The sequence below is a fragment of the Streptomyces sp. NBC_00454 genome, assembly GCF_041434015.1.
Taxonomy (GTDB): Bacteria; Actinomycetota; Actinomycetes; order Streptomycetales; family Streptomycetaceae; genus Streptomyces.
In genome coordinates this window covers 1,560,074-1,575,796 of the sequence record NZ_CP107907.1, presented here as the reverse complement: position 1 = coordinate 1,575,796, position 15,723 = coordinate 1,560,074, and the positions used below count along the sequence as shown (strand labels likewise).

At 73.7% G+C, this 15,723-nt stretch carries 14 protein-coding genes; 8 read left to right on the top strand and 6 right to left on the bottom strand.

What is annotated here, in order from left to right:
- Nucleotides 1-162 precede the first annotated feature (162 nt).
- From OHU74_RS07350 to OHU74_RS07335, 4 genes are all read left to right on the top strand, one after another.
- Complete coding sequence (locus tag OHU74_RS07350; protein WP_371615145.1) at nucleotides 163-2,778, top strand: molybdopterin-dependent oxidoreductase; 2,616 nt, start codon at nucleotides 163-165, stop codon at nucleotides 2,776-2,778.
- A 73-nt stretch (nucleotides 2,779-2,851) separates the two neighbouring features.
- Entirely contained in the window at nucleotides 2,852-4,354 is a 1,503-nt protein-coding gene (locus OHU74_RS07345; RefSeq protein WP_371615144.1) for a CitMHS family transporter, read from the top strand.
- A 101-nt stretch (nucleotides 4,355-4,455) separates the two neighbouring features.
- Nucleotides 4,456-5,868, top strand: coding sequence for an aldehyde dehydrogenase family protein (locus tag OHU74_RS07340; RefSeq protein ID WP_371615143.1), 1,413 nt, complete (start codon nucleotides 4,456-4,458; stop codon nucleotides 5,866-5,868).
- Nucleotides 5,869-5,966: 98 nt separating this feature from the next.
- On the top strand, nucleotides 5,967-7,046 hold the full coding sequence (locus OHU74_RS07335) for a Zn-dependent alcohol dehydrogenase (protein WP_371615142.1): 1,080 nt from the start codon (nucleotides 5,967-5,969) through the stop codon (nucleotides 7,044-7,046).
- A 94-nt stretch (nucleotides 7,047-7,140) separates the two neighbouring features.
- Here the strand turns inward: OHU74_RS07335 and OHU74_RS07330 are convergent, their stop codons facing one another.
- Nucleotides 7,141-7,788 carry a TetR/AcrR family transcriptional regulator gene (locus tag OHU74_RS07330; RefSeq protein ID WP_371615141.1) on the bottom strand — a complete coding sequence of 216 codons (648 nt, stop codon included), beginning with the start codon at nucleotides 7,786-7,788 and terminating at the stop codon, nucleotides 7,141-7,143.
- A gap of 91 nt (nucleotides 7,789-7,879) precedes the next feature.
- On the opposite strand from OHU74_RS07330, the gene OHU74_RS07325 reads away from it, so the two are divergent.
- The 3 genes from OHU74_RS07325 (at nucleotide 7,880) to OHU74_RS07315 (ending at nucleotide 10,250) form a co-directional block, all read left to right on the top strand.
- On the top strand, nucleotides 7,880-9,031 hold the full coding sequence (locus tag OHU74_RS07325) for an acyl-CoA dehydrogenase family protein (protein ID WP_371615140.1): 1,152 nt from the start codon (nucleotides 7,880-7,882) through the stop codon (nucleotides 9,029-9,031).
- 164 nt (nucleotides 9,032-9,195) lie between these two features.
- Complete coding sequence (locus tag OHU74_RS07320) at nucleotides 9,196-9,483, top strand: YiaA/YiaB family inner membrane protein (RefSeq protein WP_371615139.1); 288 nt, start codon at nucleotides 9,196-9,198, stop codon at nucleotides 9,481-9,483.
- A gap of 122 nt (nucleotides 9,484-9,605) precedes the next feature.
- Entirely contained in the window at nucleotides 9,606-10,250 is a 645-nt protein-coding gene (locus OHU74_RS07315; RefSeq protein WP_371615138.1) for a TetR/AcrR family transcriptional regulator, read from the top strand.
- Here OHU74_RS07315 and OHU74_RS07310 read toward each other — a convergent pair.
- Nucleotides 10,241-10,702, bottom strand: a complete 462-nt coding sequence (locus OHU74_RS07310) for a MaoC family dehydratase (protein ID WP_371615137.1) — start codon at nucleotides 10,700-10,702, stop codon at nucleotides 10,241-10,243. The genes OHU74_RS07315 and OHU74_RS07310 overlap by 10 nt on opposite strands.
- 120 nt (nucleotides 10,703-10,822) lie before the next feature.
- Between OHU74_RS07310 and soxR the strand changes: the two genes are divergently transcribed.
- Nucleotides 10,823-11,266, top strand: a complete 444-nt coding sequence (gene soxR / locus OHU74_RS07305; protein WP_371615136.1) for a redox-sensitive transcriptional activator SoxR — start codon at nucleotides 10,823-10,825, stop codon at nucleotides 11,264-11,266.
- Here the strand turns inward: soxR and OHU74_RS07300 are convergent.
- From OHU74_RS07300 to OHU74_RS07285, 4 genes are all read right to left on the bottom strand, one after another.
- Complete coding sequence (locus tag OHU74_RS07300) at nucleotides 11,263-12,030, bottom strand: 3-keto-5-aminohexanoate cleavage protein (RefSeq protein ID WP_371615135.1); 768 nt, start codon at nucleotides 12,028-12,030, stop codon at nucleotides 11,263-11,265. The genes soxR and OHU74_RS07300 overlap by 4 nt on opposite strands.
- A 50-nt stretch (nucleotides 12,031-12,080) precedes the next feature.
- Nucleotides 12,081-12,686 carry a hypothetical protein gene (locus OHU74_RS07295; protein WP_371615134.1) on the bottom strand — a complete coding sequence of 202 codons (606 nt, stop codon included), beginning with the start codon at nucleotides 12,684-12,686 and terminating at the stop codon, nucleotides 12,081-12,083.
- Between the two features lie 144 nt (nucleotides 12,687-12,830).
- Nucleotides 12,831-14,258 (bottom strand): serine-threonine protein kinase, encoded by a 1,428-nt coding sequence (locus OHU74_RS07290; protein ID WP_371615133.1) that lies wholly within the window; start codon nucleotides 14,256-14,258, stop codon nucleotides 12,831-12,833.
- Between the two features lie 94 nt (nucleotides 14,259-14,352).
- Nucleotides 14,353-15,627: an exo-beta-N-acetylmuramidase NamZ domain-containing protein gene (locus tag OHU74_RS07285; RefSeq protein WP_371615132.1), complete on the bottom strand. Its 1,275-nt coding sequence runs from the start codon at nucleotides 15,625-15,627 to the stop codon at nucleotides 14,353-14,355.
- Between the last annotated feature and the right edge of the window lie 96 nt (nucleotides 15,628-15,723).

Below are 15,723 nucleotides of genomic sequence, written 5' to 3'. Positions count from 1 at the left end.
CTGTCCGGCTCCCCGGCTGCCCGGCCGGCCCCCGTTCTCCCGCACCGTTCCGATGACGTGGACCCCTCCCCACCGTCCCTACCGGTCGGTATGCTCGGTGCCCGCCCGCGTGCCGAACGGCCCGCGCACCCGTGCCGCAGCCTGCCGCCCCTGGGAGGGCCCATGCCCCGCACCGCCCTGCGCATCTGCCCCCTCTGCGAAGCCACTTGCGGCCTCACCCTCACCATCGAGGGCGCCACCGTCACCGGCGCCCGTGGTGACCGGGACGACGTGTTCAGCCGCGGTTTCATCTGCCCCAAGGGAGCCGCGTTCGGGGCCCTCGACGCGGACCCCGACCGGCTGAGGAGCCCCCTGGTCCGGCGCGACGGCCAACTCCGGGAGGCCACCTGGGAGGAGGCCTACGAGGCGATCGCGGCGGCCGTCCCCGCGCTGGTCCGGGAGTACGGGGCCCAGTCTGTCGGGGTGGTCCTCGGCAACCCGAACACCCACACCATGGCGGGCCACCTCTACCCGCCGCTGCTCCTCAAGGCCCTCGGCACCCGCAACCTCTTCACCGCCAGCACCCTCGACCAGATGCCCAAGCACGTCTCCTGCGGGCTGCTCTTCGGCGACCCCTTCGCCATCCCGGTCCCCGACCTCGACCGCACCGACTTCCTGCTGCTCATCGGGGCCAACCCGGTCGAGTCCAACGGCTCCCTGTGCACCGCCCCCGACTTCCCCGGCCGGCTCAAGGCGCTGCGCGCCCGCGGCGGGACCCTGGTCGTCGTCGACCCGCGCCGCACCCGCACCGCCAAGCTCGCCGACCGCCACCTCGCGCCGCGGCCAGGCAGCGACGCGCTGCTGCTCGCCGCCCTTGTCCACACCCTGCTCGCCGAGAAGACGGCCGAGCCCGGCGCGCTCGCGGAACACGTACTGGGACTCGGGGAACTCGCCGAGGCCCTCGGTAGTTTCACTCCTGAGGCCGTCGCCCCCGCCTGCGACCTCCCGGCCGAAGAGATCCGCGACCTCGCCCGCGCTCTCGCGGCCGCGCCGACCGCCGCCGTCTACGGGCGGATCGGCAGCAGCACCGTGGAGTACGGCACCCTGGCCAGCTGGCTGGTTGACGTGCTGAACATCCTGACCGGGAACCTCGACCGGCCGGGTGGCGCCCTGTTCCCGCTCTCCGCGACCGACCGCGCACCCCGGCCGGCCGCTCCCGGCAAGGGCTTCGGCCTCGGCCGCTGGCGCAGCCGGGTCAGCGGCCACCCCGAGGCCAAGGCCGAGTTCCCCATGGCCGCGTTGGCGGAGGAGATCGAGACCCCTGGGGAGGGGCGCATCCGCGCCCTCATCTCCATCGCGGCGAACCCCGTACTGTCCGCCCCCGACGGCCGGCGGCTCGACGCGGCCCTGGCCGGGCTCGACTTCATGATCAGCATCGACCCGTACCTCAACGAGACCTCACGCCACGCGCACGTGGTCCTGCCCCCGCCGCCGCCCGCGCAGAGCGCCCACTTCGACTTCGCCTTCAACGCCTTCGCCATCCGCAACCAGGTCCGCTACTCGCCGCCCGCCATCCCACTGGAGGAAGGACGGATGGACGAGTGCGAGATCCACGCACGCCTGGTCCTGGCCGTCTCCGGCATGCACGGGGCCGCCCCGGCGGCCGTGGACGACCTGGCGATCCAAAGTGCCCTCGCCCGGGAGGTCGCCGACCCGCACTCCCCGCTGCACGGTGAGGACCCCGCGCGCCTCGCCGGGCTCCTGGCGGGCGACAGCGGCCCCGAGCGCCGCCTCGACCTGATGCTCCGACTCGGCCCGTACGGCGACCGCTTCGGCGCAGCACCCGGCCTGCCCACAAACCCGACCCAGGCCGCCGCCGAAGCCTCCCCCTCCGGCGCCGCTACGGGCCCGGGCGCGGGCACGGTTACGGGCCCCAGCGCGGGCACGATTGATGGCGCGGCCACGGCCACGGCGCCGGAATCCGGCGCAGGCCGGGCCTCTGGCGTGGCCCCGGCCCCCAGAGTGTCCCCGGCCCCCAGCGCGGGCCCGATCCCGGGCGCGGGTGCGCCCAGCGTGGCCCCGGCCCCCGGCGCGGGCCCGATCCCTGGCGCTGGCGCTGATGTGGCCACGGCCCCCGAATCCGGCGTGGCCCCGGCGTCCGAACCGGCCACGGCCCCCGAATCAGGCGCGGCCCCCGAGGCGGGCGCGGCCCCCGGACCCGACACCGGCCACCACCCCGGCCTAGGGCTGGAGCGGCTGCGGGCGCAGCCGCACGGGATCGATCTGGGGCCGCTGCGGCCCCGGCTTCCGGGGCTGCTCAAGACGCGCAGCGGCAGGATCGAGCTGTTGCCGGAGCCGATCGCGGCCGAGCTTCCCAGGCTGCGCGCGGCGCTCGCCGACCGCCCCGCCACCCTGGTGCTCGTGGGCCGCCGCCATCTGCGGTCCAACAACAGCTGGTTGCACAACGTCCCGGCCCTCACCGGAGGTTCCAACCGCTGCACCCTCCAGGTCCACCCGGACGACGCGGAACGCCTCGGCCTCGCCGACGGCGGCCGGGCCCGGATCGCCGCGGACGGCGGCAGCCTCGAGGTCCCCGTCGAGGTCACCGACTCGATCCGCGCCGGGGTCGTCAGCCTCCCGCACGGGTGGGGCCACGACCGTTCCGGGACCCGTCTCTCGGTGGCCTCGGCCACCCCCGGAGCCAACGTCAACCAGCTCCTCGACGGCACCCGGCTCGACCCGCTCTCCGGGACGGCCGTGCTCAACGGTTTCCCCGTCGAACTGACACCCATCCCCTGAGCTGGGGTTTTGCTCGTATTGCTCACGCGTGGACGTCTTGTTGGGCCCCGGAGGAGGCACCTAGGTTCCCCCCATGCTGACCTTCCTCGGCTTCGCCATGATCGCGACTTTCCTCGTGTTGATCATGCTGAAGAAAATGTCGCCCATCGCGGCGCTCGTCCTCATCCCCGCGCTCTTCTGCGTGTTCGCCGGACAGGGCGCGCAGCTCGGCGGCTACGTCATCGACGGAGTCGGCAAGCTCGCGCCGACCGCCGCCATGCTGATGTTTGCCATCGTCTACTTCGGCGTCATGATCGACGTCGGCCTCTTCGATCCGATCGTGCGCGGCATCCTGCGCTTCTGCAGGGCCGACCCGATGCGGGTCGTGGTCGGCACGGCGGTCCTCGCGGCGATCGTCTCGCTCGACGGGGACGGGTCGACCACCTTCATGATCACCGTCTCCGCGATGTACCCGCTCTACAAGCGGCTCGGCATGAGCCTGGTGGTGATGACCGGAGTCGCGGCGACTGCCAACGGGGTCATGAACACCCTGCCCTGGGGCGGCCCCACGGCCCGCGCCGCCACCGCCCTCAAGCTCGACGCCGCCGACATCTTCGTGCCGATGATCCCCGCGCTCGCGGCGGGCCTGGTCTGCGTCTTCGTCCTCGCCTACGTCCTCGGCATCAAGGAGCGCCGCCGGCTCGGCCCGCTGTCGATCCCCGGCGACGCGCAGCAGGCCGAGGAGCGGATGGAGGAGCAGGCCGAGAAGCACGCTGCGGCCCCGGCCGAGGAGCTCCTGGTCGCCGCTGCCGGTACGGGGCAGGCCGCCGGAGGTACCCGTACGCCGGTCGAGCCGTCCACCCCGCCCACCGCGTCCGGCACCCCGTCCGGCACCCCGTCCGGCACCGCCTCCGCCTCCGCCGCGGGATCCGTTCCCGCCCCCGACGAGGGCGGTTTCCAGGGCCTCGACCCGCACCGTGCGACCCTGCGCCCGCGCCTCTACTGGTTCAACGCGGGCCTCACCGTCGCCCTGCTCACCGCCATGATCATGGAGCTGCTCCCCATCCCGGTGCTCTTCCTGCTCGGCGCGGCCCTCGCCCTCACCGTCAACTACCCCCACATGCCGGACCAGAAGGCCCGTATCGCCGCCCACGCCGACAACGTCCTGAACGTCGCGGGCATGGTTTTCGCCGCCGCCGTCTTCACCGGTGTCCTCTCCGGCACCGGCATGGTCAAGCACATGGCCGACTGGCTCGTCGGCGCCATCCCCGAGGGCATGGGCCCGCACATGGCCCTGGTCACCGGCCTGCTCAGCCTCCCGCTCACCTACTTCATGTCCAACGACGGCTTCTACTTCGGCGTCCTGCCCGTCCTCGCCGAGGCCGGCGCCGCGCACGGGGTGTCCCCGCTCGAAATCGCCCGCGCCTCCCTGGTCGGCCAGGCCCTGCACATGTCGAGCCCGCTGGTTCCGGCCGTATACGTCCTCGTCGGCATGGCCAAGGTGGAGTTCGGCGACCACACCCGTTTCACCGTGAAATGGGCGGCTCTGACCTCCCTGGTGGTCCTGGGGGCAGGGATGCTTTTCGGCATCATCTGACCCCGTCCGCCCCTGGCGCCCGCAAAACTACCGGCGCTAGTTTGTAGGGTGTTGGCGACGTCTACAGGTCCACGTGCTCGCGCGTGCTCGGGAGGAATGCCATGAAGGCCCACGACGGGATGTACATAGGCGGCGAGTGGCGGGCCGCCGTAGGCCGCGACCGCATCGAGGTCCTCAACCCGGCGGACGAGCAGGTCATCGCCTCGGTCCCGGCGGGCACGGCCGAGGACGTGGACGAGGCGGTACGTGCGGCACGTGCGGCCTTCCCGTCCTGGGCGGCCACGGCTCCGGCCGAGCGGGCGGCCCTGATCGGAGCCCTGCGCGACGTGCTGGTCTCCCGCAAGGGCGAGTTGGCCGAGACCATCACCGCCGAGCTCGGCTCCCCGCTGGGCTTCTCGGAGATGGTCCACGTCGGGGCGCCGGTCGCGGTGGCCTCCTCGTTCGCCGAGCTCGGGGCCTCGTACGCCTTCGAGGAGCGGCTCGGGAACTCGACCGTGCTGCTGGAGCCGGTCGGTGTGGTCGGCGCGATCACGCCCTGGAACTACCCGCTGCACCAGATCGTTGCCAAGGTGGCGCCCGCTCTCGCCGCCGGCTGCACCCTCGTCCTCAAGCCGGCCGAGGACACCCCGCTGACCGCACAGCTCTTCGCCGAAGCCGTGCACGAGGCGGGGATCCCGGCCGGGGTTTTCAACCTGGTGACCGGCACCGGCCCGGTCGCCGGTCAGGCCCTGGCCGCGCACGAGGGAGTCGACCTCGTCTCCTTCACCGGATCCACCGCCGTCGGCAGGCAGATCGGTGCCACGGCCGGCGCCGCCGTCAAGCGGGTCGCCCTTGAACTGGGCGGCAAATCGGCCAACGTCATCCTGCCCGGAGCCGACCTGGCCAAGGCCGTCGCGACCGGCGTGGGCCACGTCATGAACAACTCCGGCCAGAGCTGCAACGCGCTCACCCGCATGCTCGTCCACCGGGACCAGTACGAGGAGGCCGTCTCCCTCGCGGCCGCCGCCGTCGCCAAGTACCCCTCCGGCGACCCCCGCGACCCGGGCACCCGCCTGGGCCCGGTGATCAACGCCAAGCAGCGCGACCGGGTGCGCGGGTTCATCACCAAGGGGGTCGAGGAAGGCGCACGCCTCGTCGCGGGCGGGCCCGAGGCGCCGCACGGACAGGGGTACTTCATCGCCCCGACCGTGTTCGCCGACGTCACGCCGGAGATGACCATCGCTCAGGAGGAGATCTTCGGCCCGGTGCTGTCGATCCTCTCCTACGAGGACCAGGACGAGGCCCTGGCCATCGCCAACGGCACCGTGTACGGGCTGGGCGGAGCCGTCTGGGCGGCGGACGAGGAGACGGCGGTGGCCTTCGCCCGCCGGATGGACACCGGCCAGGTGGACATCAACGGCGGCCGCTTCAACCCGCTCGCGCCCTTCGGCGGGTACAAGCAGTCGGGCGTGGGCCGGGAGCTGGGCCCGCACGGCCTCGCCGAGTACCTCCAGACCAAGTCCCTGCAGTTCTAGCGGCCTCAGCCGGTCCAGCCGCCTCAGCCGCCGCAGCCGACGCAGTCGGCCCGGCGGCTCCAGCAGTCCCAGCCCCCGCAATCACGGAGACATCGATCATGGTCCGCGCCGCCATCCTGCCCGCCGTCGGAGCACCGCTGGAGATCCGGGACATCGTGCTGCCCGATCCCGGGCCCGGGCAGGTCCGGGTGCGGCTCGCCGCCGCCGGGGTCTGTCACTCCGACCTCTCGCTCACCAACGGCACCATGCGGGTACCCGTACCCGCCGTCCTCGGCCACGAGGGCGCGGGCACGGTGCTCGCCGTCGGCGAAGGGGTCACCCATGTCGCGCCCGGCGACGGGGTCGTCCTCAACTGGGCCCCGTCCTGCGGGGAGTGCCACCACTGCTCGATCGGCGAGGTCTGGCTCTGCGTCAAGGCCCTCGCCGGGGTCGGGGCGGTCTACGCCCACGACGCCCAGGGGACCGAGCTGCACCCCGGGCTGAACGTGGCCGCCTTCGCCGAGGAGACGGTGGTCGCGGCCAACTGCGTACTGCCCGCCCCGGCCGGGATCCCGCTCACCGAGGCGGCCCTGCTCGGGTGCGCCGTCCTCACCGGCTACGGAGCCGTCCACCACAGTGCCCAGGTCCGCCCCGGCGAATCGGTGGCCGTCTTCGGAGTCGGCGGGGTGGGACTCGCCGCGCTCCAGGCGGCCAGGATCGCCATGGCGGGTCCGATCGTGGCCGTGGACGTCTCCCCGGCCAAGGAGGAACTGGCGCGGGCGGCCGGGGCCACGGAGTTCGTGCTCGCCTCCGACACCACCGCCAAGCAGATCCGCGCCCTGACCGGCGGGCACGGCGCGGACGTCGCCATCGAGTGCGTCGGCCGTGCCGAGACCATCCGCGGCGCCTGGGACTCCACCCGCCGTGGCGGCCGTACGACGGTCGTCGGCATCGGCGGCAAGGAGCAGCAGGTCTCCTTCCACGCGCTGGAGATCTTCCACTTCGCCCGCACCCTCACCGGCTGCGTCTACGGCAACAGCGACCCCGCCCGCGATCTCCCGGTGATCGCCGCCCACGTCCGGGCCGGCCGGCTCGACCTCGGCGCCATGGTCACCGACCGCATCACCCTCGACGGCATCCCGGCCGCCTTCGACGCGATGCTGGCGGGCAAGGGCGGCCGGTCGCTGATCGTCTTCTGACCCGGGCGCCCGCCTTCCGGCACCGGTCCGGCCCGGACCTCGTCGCTCCCGGGCCGGCCCGCCCGCCGGTGTTACGGGCCTTGCGGGTCTGGGCTTACGGGGTCTGCGCCAAAGCCGCGTACTGGAGGGCCAGGCCGTCCAGCAGGGCGGCCAGACCCGTTTCGAAGGCGCCCTCGTCCACTTCCTGCTGCCGTTTCGCCAGGAGGTGGGCCTGGCCCAGGTGCGGGTAGTCCGAGGGGTCGTACGCCGTACGGTCGTCCACGAAACCCCGGGCGAACGAGGCCACCGCCGAGCCCAGGATGAAGTACCGCATCAGTGCGCCGATCCGGGTCGCCTGCGCCGGGGGCCAGCCCGCGGCGGTCATGGAGCCGAAGACGGCGTCCGCCACCCGCAGCCCGGCCGGCCGGCGCCCCGGCCCGCGCGCCAGCACCGGGACGATGTTCGGATGGTCGGACAGGGCGGCCCGGTACGAGTGCGCCCAGTCGTGCAGCGCCACCCGCCATTCCCGCCCGTCCCCGGGCTCGAACATCGACAAGTCGACCCGTGCGCTCACCGCGTCCGCGACCGCGTCCAGGATCTCGTCCTTGGTGCGGAAGTGGTTGTAGAGGGAAGGGCCGCTGACCCCCAGCGCCGCCGCCAGCCGCCGCGTCGAGACGGCCTCCAGGCCCTCCGCGTCCACCAGCGCACCCGCCGCCTCGACGATGCGGTCTCTGCTGAGGAGGGGCTTGCGCGGTCTGGCCATGCGCCACATAGTAGGGCCTGCCCGCCATAAACTACCGGTGCTAGTTAACCTCCTGGTTGACCCCGCGCCGGCCGCCGACCGGAGGTGCCCGGTGAATCTGGAACTCAGCGCGGAGCAGTCCGCCGTCCGCGATCTCGCCCGCGCGTTCACCGAGCGGGAGATCGCCCCGTACGCCGCCGAGTGGGACCGCGCCGAGAGCGTGGACCGGGCCGTCGTCAAGAAGCTCGGCTCCGTCGGCTTCCTCGGCCTGACCGTCCCCGAGGAGTACGGCGGCTCCGGCGGCGACCACCTCTCCTACGTCCTGGTCACCGAGGAGCTCGGCCGCGGCGACTCCGCGGTCCGCGGCATCGTCTCCGTCTCCCTGGGCCTGGTCGCCAAGACCATCGCCTCCTGGGGGAGCGAGGAGCAGAAGCGGGCCTGGCTGCCCCGGCTGTGCGCGGGCGAGGCGCTCGGCTGCTTCGGCCTCACCGAGCCCGGCACCGGTTCCGACGCCGGGAACCTCACCACCCGCGCCACGCGCGAGGGGGACTCGTACCTCATCAGCGGCGGCAAGATGTTCATCACCAACGGCACCTGGGCCGACGTGGTGCTGCTCTTCGCCCGGACCAACGACGAGCCCGGCCACCGCGGCATCTCCGCCTTCCTCGTCCCCGCCGACAGCCCGGGCCTGACCCGCCGCGAGATCCACGGCAAGCTCGGACTGCGCGGCCAGGCCACCGCCGAACTCGCCCTCGACGGGGTCCGCGTGCCCGCCTCCGCGATGCTGGGCCCCGAGGGCAAGGGCTTCTCCGTGGCCATGTCGGCCCTCGCCAAGGGCCGGATGTCGGTGGCCGCCGGCTGTGTCGGCATCGCCCAGGCGGCGCTGGACGCGGCCGTCTCCTACGCCGCCCAGCGCGAGCAGTTCGGCAAGCCCATCGCCCACCACCAGCTGGTCCAGGAGCTGATCGCCGACATCTCCGTGGACGTGGACGCGGCCCGGCTGCTGACCTGGCGGGTCGCCGACCTGATCGACCGGGGCCTGCCCTTCGCCACCGAGTCCTCCACGGCCAAGCTCTTCGCCTCCGAGGCCGCCGTCCGCGCCGCGAGCAACGCCCTCCAGGTACACGGCGGTTACGGCTACATCGACGAGTACCCCGCCGGCAAACTGCTGCGCGACGCCCGCGTGATGACCCTGTACGAGGGCACCAGTCAGATCCAGAAACTACTGATCGGCCGCGCCCGCACGGGAGTTTCGGCGTTCTGACCCTCGCGGACCTGGGTGGGAACCGCCCGCCGACCGGCTCCGAGACGCTGCCCGACCTGTGGACCCCGTAGGCGTTCGGGGCCAACTCCCCCCTGGCCGGGATGAGTACGTGCGTGAGTACGCGTGCGGATGTGGCGCGGGCCGCGCCGGGTCAGGCTGGAGCCATGAACGAGACACCGGTCAAGCAGCAGAGCACGGGGGCTTACTACGGTCAGGCCGTCGCCTCCTTCGGAATCGCCATCGCCGCCGTCGGCCTGGGGATCTACAACATGAACGCCGACGGCTGGGTACGCGCCTTCCTCGGCATCGCGGTCCTGTACCTGACCACCTCGGCCTTCACCCTCGCCAAGGTCGTCCGTGACCGGCAGGAGGTCACGCAGATCGTCAGCCGCGTCGACCAGGCCCGGATGGAGAAGATGATGGCGGAGTTCGACCCCTTCGCCCCGAAGTAGCGCCGGCCCGGGGCCGCGGGCCGAGACGCGGCCTAAGCGCTTGCTCACCCTCCGGTAAGCTGTCCCTTCCCTTCCCGTCAGGGCGAGGGCACTACAGGCAGCGCGAAGAGGGTGAGACGGCGATGGACGGCGTGCAGGAGACGGTCGACGGCTACCGGCCGTGGTCGGAGGTCACCCCCGACGCCGCGCGGCGGCTGCTCGTCGCCGCCGTCGAGGCCTTCGCGGAGCGCGGGTACCACGCCACCACCACGCGCGACATCGCAGGGCGGGCCGGCATGAGCCCGGCCGCGCTCTACATCCACTACAAGACCAAGGAAGAGCTGCTCCACCGGATCAGCCGGATCGGCCACGACAAGGCCCTGGAAATCCTGGACACCGCCGCCTCCGGCCCGGGAACCGCCGCCGAGCGGCTCGACGTGGCCGTACGGGCCTTCGTGCGCTGGCACGCGGCCCATCACACCACCGCGCGCGTGGTCCAGTACGAGCTCGATGCTCTCGGTCCGGAGCACCGCTCCGAAATCGTGGCACTGCGCCGGCAGAGCGACGCCGCGATCCGCCGCATCCTCTCCGACGGGGTCGCCGCGGGGGAGTTCGACGTCCCCGACGTCCCCGGCACCACCCTCGCCGTCCTCTCGCTCTGCATCGACGTCGCCCGCTGGTTCAGCGCGGAGGGCCGCCGTACGCCCGACGAGGTCGGCGCGCTCTACGCCGGCCTCGTGCTCCGCATGGTGGCCGCCCGGCCCGGGTCCGCCGCGGCTCAGAAGTAGTAGCGGGAGACCGACTCCGCCACGCACACCGGCTTGTCGGCGCCCTCGCGCTCGACCGTGACGGTCGCCGCCACCTGTACGCCGCCGCCCGCCTCCACGACCTCCGTGATCAGCGCGGTCGCGCGCAGTCGCGAGCCCACGGGTACCGTTGCAGGGAAACGCACCTTGTTCACCCCGTAGTTGATGCCCATCTTCATGCCCTCGACCCGCATGATCTGCGGCACCAGGCTCGGCAGCAGCGACAGCGTGAGGTACCCGTGCGCGATGGTGGAGCCGAAGGGTCCGTCCGCCGCCCGCACCGGGTCCACGTGGATCCACTGGTGGTCGCCGGTGGCGTCCGCGAAGAGGTCGATCCGCTTCTGGTCCACCTCCAGCCAGTCGCTGGGGCCGAGCGGCTCGCCGATCCCGGCGGTCAGCTCCTCGGCGGACGTGAAGATCCTCGGTTCGGACATACCCGTACCTCTCCCTGACGAATAAGCGCTTGCTCAGCAGCTCAGCATGCTGGGGCCGTATGTATCTGTCAACGACGGGTCCATCGATCGATGCCGGTCCGGCCGACTACCCTCGGCGGTGTGCCGCAGATTCCCGAAAAAGTCCACGAACTCACCGTCGGCCAGCTGTCCGCCCGCAGCGGCGCGGCCGTCTCCGCACTGCACTTCTACGAGACCAAGGGCCTGATCACCAGCCGCCGCACGGCCGGGAACCAGCGCCGCTACACCCGGGACGCCCTGCGTCGCGTGGCCTTCGTGCGCGCAGCCCAGCGCGTGGGAATCCCCCTCGCCAGCATCCGCGACGCGCTCGCCCGGCTCCCCGAAGGCCGCACCCCCAACCGCGAGGACTGGGCCCGCCTCTCCGAGAGCTGGCGCGCCGAGCTCGACCACCGCATCAGCCAACTCAGCCGCCTGCGCGACCATTTGACCGACTGCATCGGCTGCGGCTGCCTCTCCCTGGAGAACTGCGCCCTGTCCAACCCCGACGACGTCTTCGGCGAACGCCTCACCGGCTCCCGGCTCTAGCGCTGGGCCGTCTCTTTCGGATCCTGCCGGGCCAGGGCCGCCGCCGCGACCAGCTCCGCGTTCGACCGCGCCGCCCGGCCGTCCGGCAGGTGCAGCACGTCGCCTACGCCGGTCCGCGCGCCCGTACCGCAGCGCGCGGCCAGCCGCAGCACCGGCCAGGAGGCCGCCTCCCGCCCGAACAGCAGCACCGGCACGGGCGGCAGCCGCCGCAGCAGTTCCAGGGTCGCGCCCGGGTCGGCGAAGGCCAGTTCGGCGGTGAGCCGGACCCGCGCGCGGTCCCGTACCGGCCAGGCCAGGAACCGGGCCAGCGACTCCGGCGCCCCGCCCACGGCAACCTCCGCGTCGACCGCGACCCCGCGCTCCAGCAGGGCCTCGGCCAGCTCCCGGGCCCCCGGCTCCGCGAAACGCACCACCGCCCGGTCCGGCAGCACCGTCCACGACCGCACCCGCTCCAGCCGCCCCACCGGATCGGGCTCGGCGGCGACACTCGCGAGCACGCAGAGCGGCACACCGGCCGCGGTGCCAGGGGTGTCGGACTCGCCCCCGGACCCCGACCCCGACCCGATCCCCGCGTCCCGCAGGGCCTCCAGGAGGGGTCCCACCACCCGGGGGGAGAGGCTCTCCCGGCCGCACGGGGTGCGCGGATGCACCAGTACCTCCCCGGCCCCCGCGGCCACCGCCCCCAGCGCCGATTCCACCAGGTCACCGGGGGACACCGGCACGGCCGCCCCGTCGGCGGCCCCCCGGGAGCCGTTCAGCGACACCAGCAGCGCAGGCCGCGGCCACCCGGGACCCGGCCCCTGCCCCGCGGGTCTCACGCCGCGCCCGCCAGGCCGGGGCCGGCCGGAGCCGAGGCGGCCAGGGCGGAGTCCGCCAGGGCCGGTCTGGGGACCACGATTCCGCAGCCCGCGCACACCGGGCCGTCCCAGGCCCACGCCGTGGCACCGGATGCCGCCCGCACCGGCCAGTGCAGTTCCCGGGCCCCGCACACCGGGCAGACCGTGCCCGGCTCCGACTCCAGCGCCACCACCAGCCGCCGCAGCACCTCGCCCAGCGCCCCCTGCGGCCGGACCCCCGGATCTGCGCACCGCACCACCGCGTCCCCGCTCCCGCCCCAGGCCCACTCCGGCCGCCGCTGCCCGTCGTGCTTCTCCCGCCGGCGCCGCTCCGCGAACTGGCGCTCGTACTCCAGCCAGACCGCCCGCGCCTCTTCCAGTTCCTCCAGCGCCGCCACCAGCCGCAGCGGGTCGGCCGCCCGGTCCTCGGGGCCGATCCCGTGCCGGTCGCACAGGTGCCACCAGGTCGCGCGGTGCCCGTAGGGGGCGAACCGTTCCAGGCAGCGGCGCAGCGAATGGCGCCGCAGGGCACGGTCGTTGCGCGCATCGCGCACCTGATAGGCCAGACTCCGGAAACCCGCCATCACACCTTCACCTCCGCCGAGCGCCCAGCATCGAGCGCCGAGCGCCGCGCCCGCCGAGCACCGCGCCGTTTTGCCCAACATGCCCGGCCCGGCGTGGGCGCATGCGGGGGCGGTCGAGGCGTGCAGGTGGCACATGGCCGGATCTCAGCGCCCCATGCGCCCCGCGACGACCACCAGCCGGGCCAGGTCCTCGTGGCAGATGTCGCTGTGCGCCCCCGAAGGGGCCCCGCCGCTGCGCACCACGGAACCGGCGTCGACGCTGACGCAGCCCGCCGCCGGGAGGCCGCCGCGCAGGGCGGCGTCGAGGGTCAGCCGCGGTGCGCCCGGCACCGCCTGGACCCCGTCGTGCCCGATGGCGCCCCACCGCTCGTCGAATCCCATGAGACCGGCCGAATCGCCCGCCATCCGGGAGGCCAGCGGGTAGAACACCTTGAGCGCCGAGTCGTAGGGGGAGTGGCAGGCGGTCACCGGGCCGTCCACCCGGCCCTGCAGTCCGTGCAGGGCGCCGGCGCGGTCCCGGTCGTGGGGCAGGCTCTCGGCGAACGCGTAGTGGGAGAAGGCTCCTTGGAGGAGCGTCAGGGACTTCACGTTGCGCGCCCCGGTCGGCAGGGCGCGCAGGGCGAAGGACACCACCCGGCCGCCGAAGCTGTGGCCGATGAGGTGGATCCGCAGGGCCGGGCGGCGGCCCGCCAGTTCCGCCAGCACGGGGCCGAGGCCGTGCTCGCCGACCACCCCGGCCCGTGCCTTCATCTGGTAGTACGTGGCCTGGCGCAGCACCTCCTTGGCGCCGTTCCACAGCGTCCGCATCCCGCCGCCGACCGAGAAGCCCTCGCCCGCGAGGCCGCCGGGGGATTCCCCGGGGAGCGTGGCGCCCGCCTCGACCAGGGCCTCGGTGAAGCTGCGGCACACCTGGATCACGTCCTCGGTGAGGAAGGCGGGGACCTCACGGGGGGCGAAGGCCGCTGCCAGATCGTCGCCCGCGCCCACCCCGTCCACCCCGGCCAGCTCCCGGACCAGCGCCCCGAACTCGGCGAACGCACCCTCCTCCGCCGGCCGTTCCTCCAGCAGTTCGCAGATCCGGTCCAGCTCGGCGGCCCGGCCGGGCCAGAACGCGCCGAGCGCCTGCCGGGTCGCCGGACCCAGGGCCGCCCCGTGGCCTGGCTCCGCGAGCACGCCCGACGCGCCGGGCCGGCCGCCGGGTCCGGTCCGGCCGCCGGCGCCGAGCAGCCCGCGGGCGCCCGCGCCCCGTGCGTCGAAGTCGGGGATCGGCTCGTCCGCGAACCGGATCGAGGGCCACACGACCCCCACGTACCCCAGCCGCACCCCGTTCCCCACCAGATCCGCGAAGGGAGCGTAGAACCGGTCGAAGAGCCGGATCGCGGTGGACCGTTCGGAGTTCCATCCATGGGCGAAGACCAGCAGGTCGGTGGCCTCGATCCCGAAGAGCGCCTCCCGCGCGCCCGGGGCCCCGTCGCCGTCGGAGTCGAAGGTCAGCTCCAGGTACGGGCGGACCCCGATCCCCGCCGTCTGCGCCGCCAGTCCGCCGATGTCCACCATGACGTCCCCCTCCACGCCGTGTCCCTGTCCCTGTCCGCAGCATCCTGCGAGGACGCCCACCCGGCCAGACCCCGGGAGGGACCGACTCGCGGATGCGCGAGGGACCGGCTCACGGATAGAGGAGGTACTTCTCCCGCACCGCCGCGAATCCCGCCAGACCCGCCGCCCAGTCGCCCGCGACCTCCTCCACCCCGGCCCCCGCGTCGATCATCCGCCGGACCCGGTCGGAGCCGGTGAGCCGGTCGATCCACTGGTCCGGCCGCCACGCGAAACCGCTCCACGTCCGCTTCGCCGTCACCAGCAGCCCGATGCCGGCCCGTACCGGGTCGAAGGCCTCCCGGTCGTGCACGATCAGCCGGACCCCGCCGCAGACCTTCCCCGCGTGCTTGGAGAAGGACGGCGTGAAATACGCCTCCCGGAACCACGCGCCGGGCAGTTCCAGCGCGTTCGCCGCCTGCGCCCAGCGCCGGTCGACGCCCTCCGCGCCGACCAGCTCGAAGGGGGTGGTGGTGCCGCGCCCCTCGGACAGGTTCGTCCCCTCGAACAGGCAGGTGCCGGCGTAGGCGAGGGCCGTGGCCGGGGTCGGCATGTTCGGGCTGGGCGGCACCCAGGGCAGCCCGGTCGCGTCGAAGAACGACTCCCGCCGCCACCCCGTCATCCGCACCACCCGCGGCCGGACGGCTCCCGGGCCCAGGAACTCGCCCGCGAAGAGCCCGGCCAGTTCGCCCGCCGTCATCCCGTGCGCGAGCGCGATCGGCTCCCGGCCCACGAAGCTCGCGTACGGGCGCTGCAGGACGGGTCCGGCCGCTCGCCGGCCGCCGACCGGGTTCGGCCGGTCCAGCACCACCACGGCCTTGCCGGCGAGGGCGGCCGCGCGCATGCAGTCGTAGAGGGTCCAGATGTAGGTGTAGAAGCGGGCCCCGACGTCCTGGATGTCGAAGACCACCGTGTCGATCCCGGCCGCCGTGAACACGTCCGCGAGCTGCTGACCGCTCTTGTCGTACGTGTCGTACACGGGCAGCCCGGTCGCCGGATCGCGCCCGGCCCCCTCCGAATCGCCCGCCTGCGCCGTACCGCGGAAGCCGTGCTCGGGGCCGAACACCGCGACCAGGTCCACGCGTTCGTCGGCGTGCAGTACGTCGACCAGGTGGCGGGCGTCCGCGGTGATCCCGGTGGGGTTGGTGACCACCCCGATCCGCTGACCGGCCAGGACGGCGTACCCGTCGGCGGCGAGGCACTCGAAGCCGGTCCGCACCCGGTCGGGGAGAGGGGCCCGGGCAGCCCCCGCGGCCACAGCCGTCCCGGCGCCCCCGGCGGCCCCCATGGTGCCCAGGCTTCCCGCAGCCCCGGCCAGTCCCAGCAACCCACGTCGCGACAGCGTCATCGCGCCAAACTAGGGCGCCGACCTCTTCCGCCCCGACATACCGACTGGTTAGTCTGCCGGTGATCCGAAGCGTGCCGGCCGCGAGGTGGCTGCCGG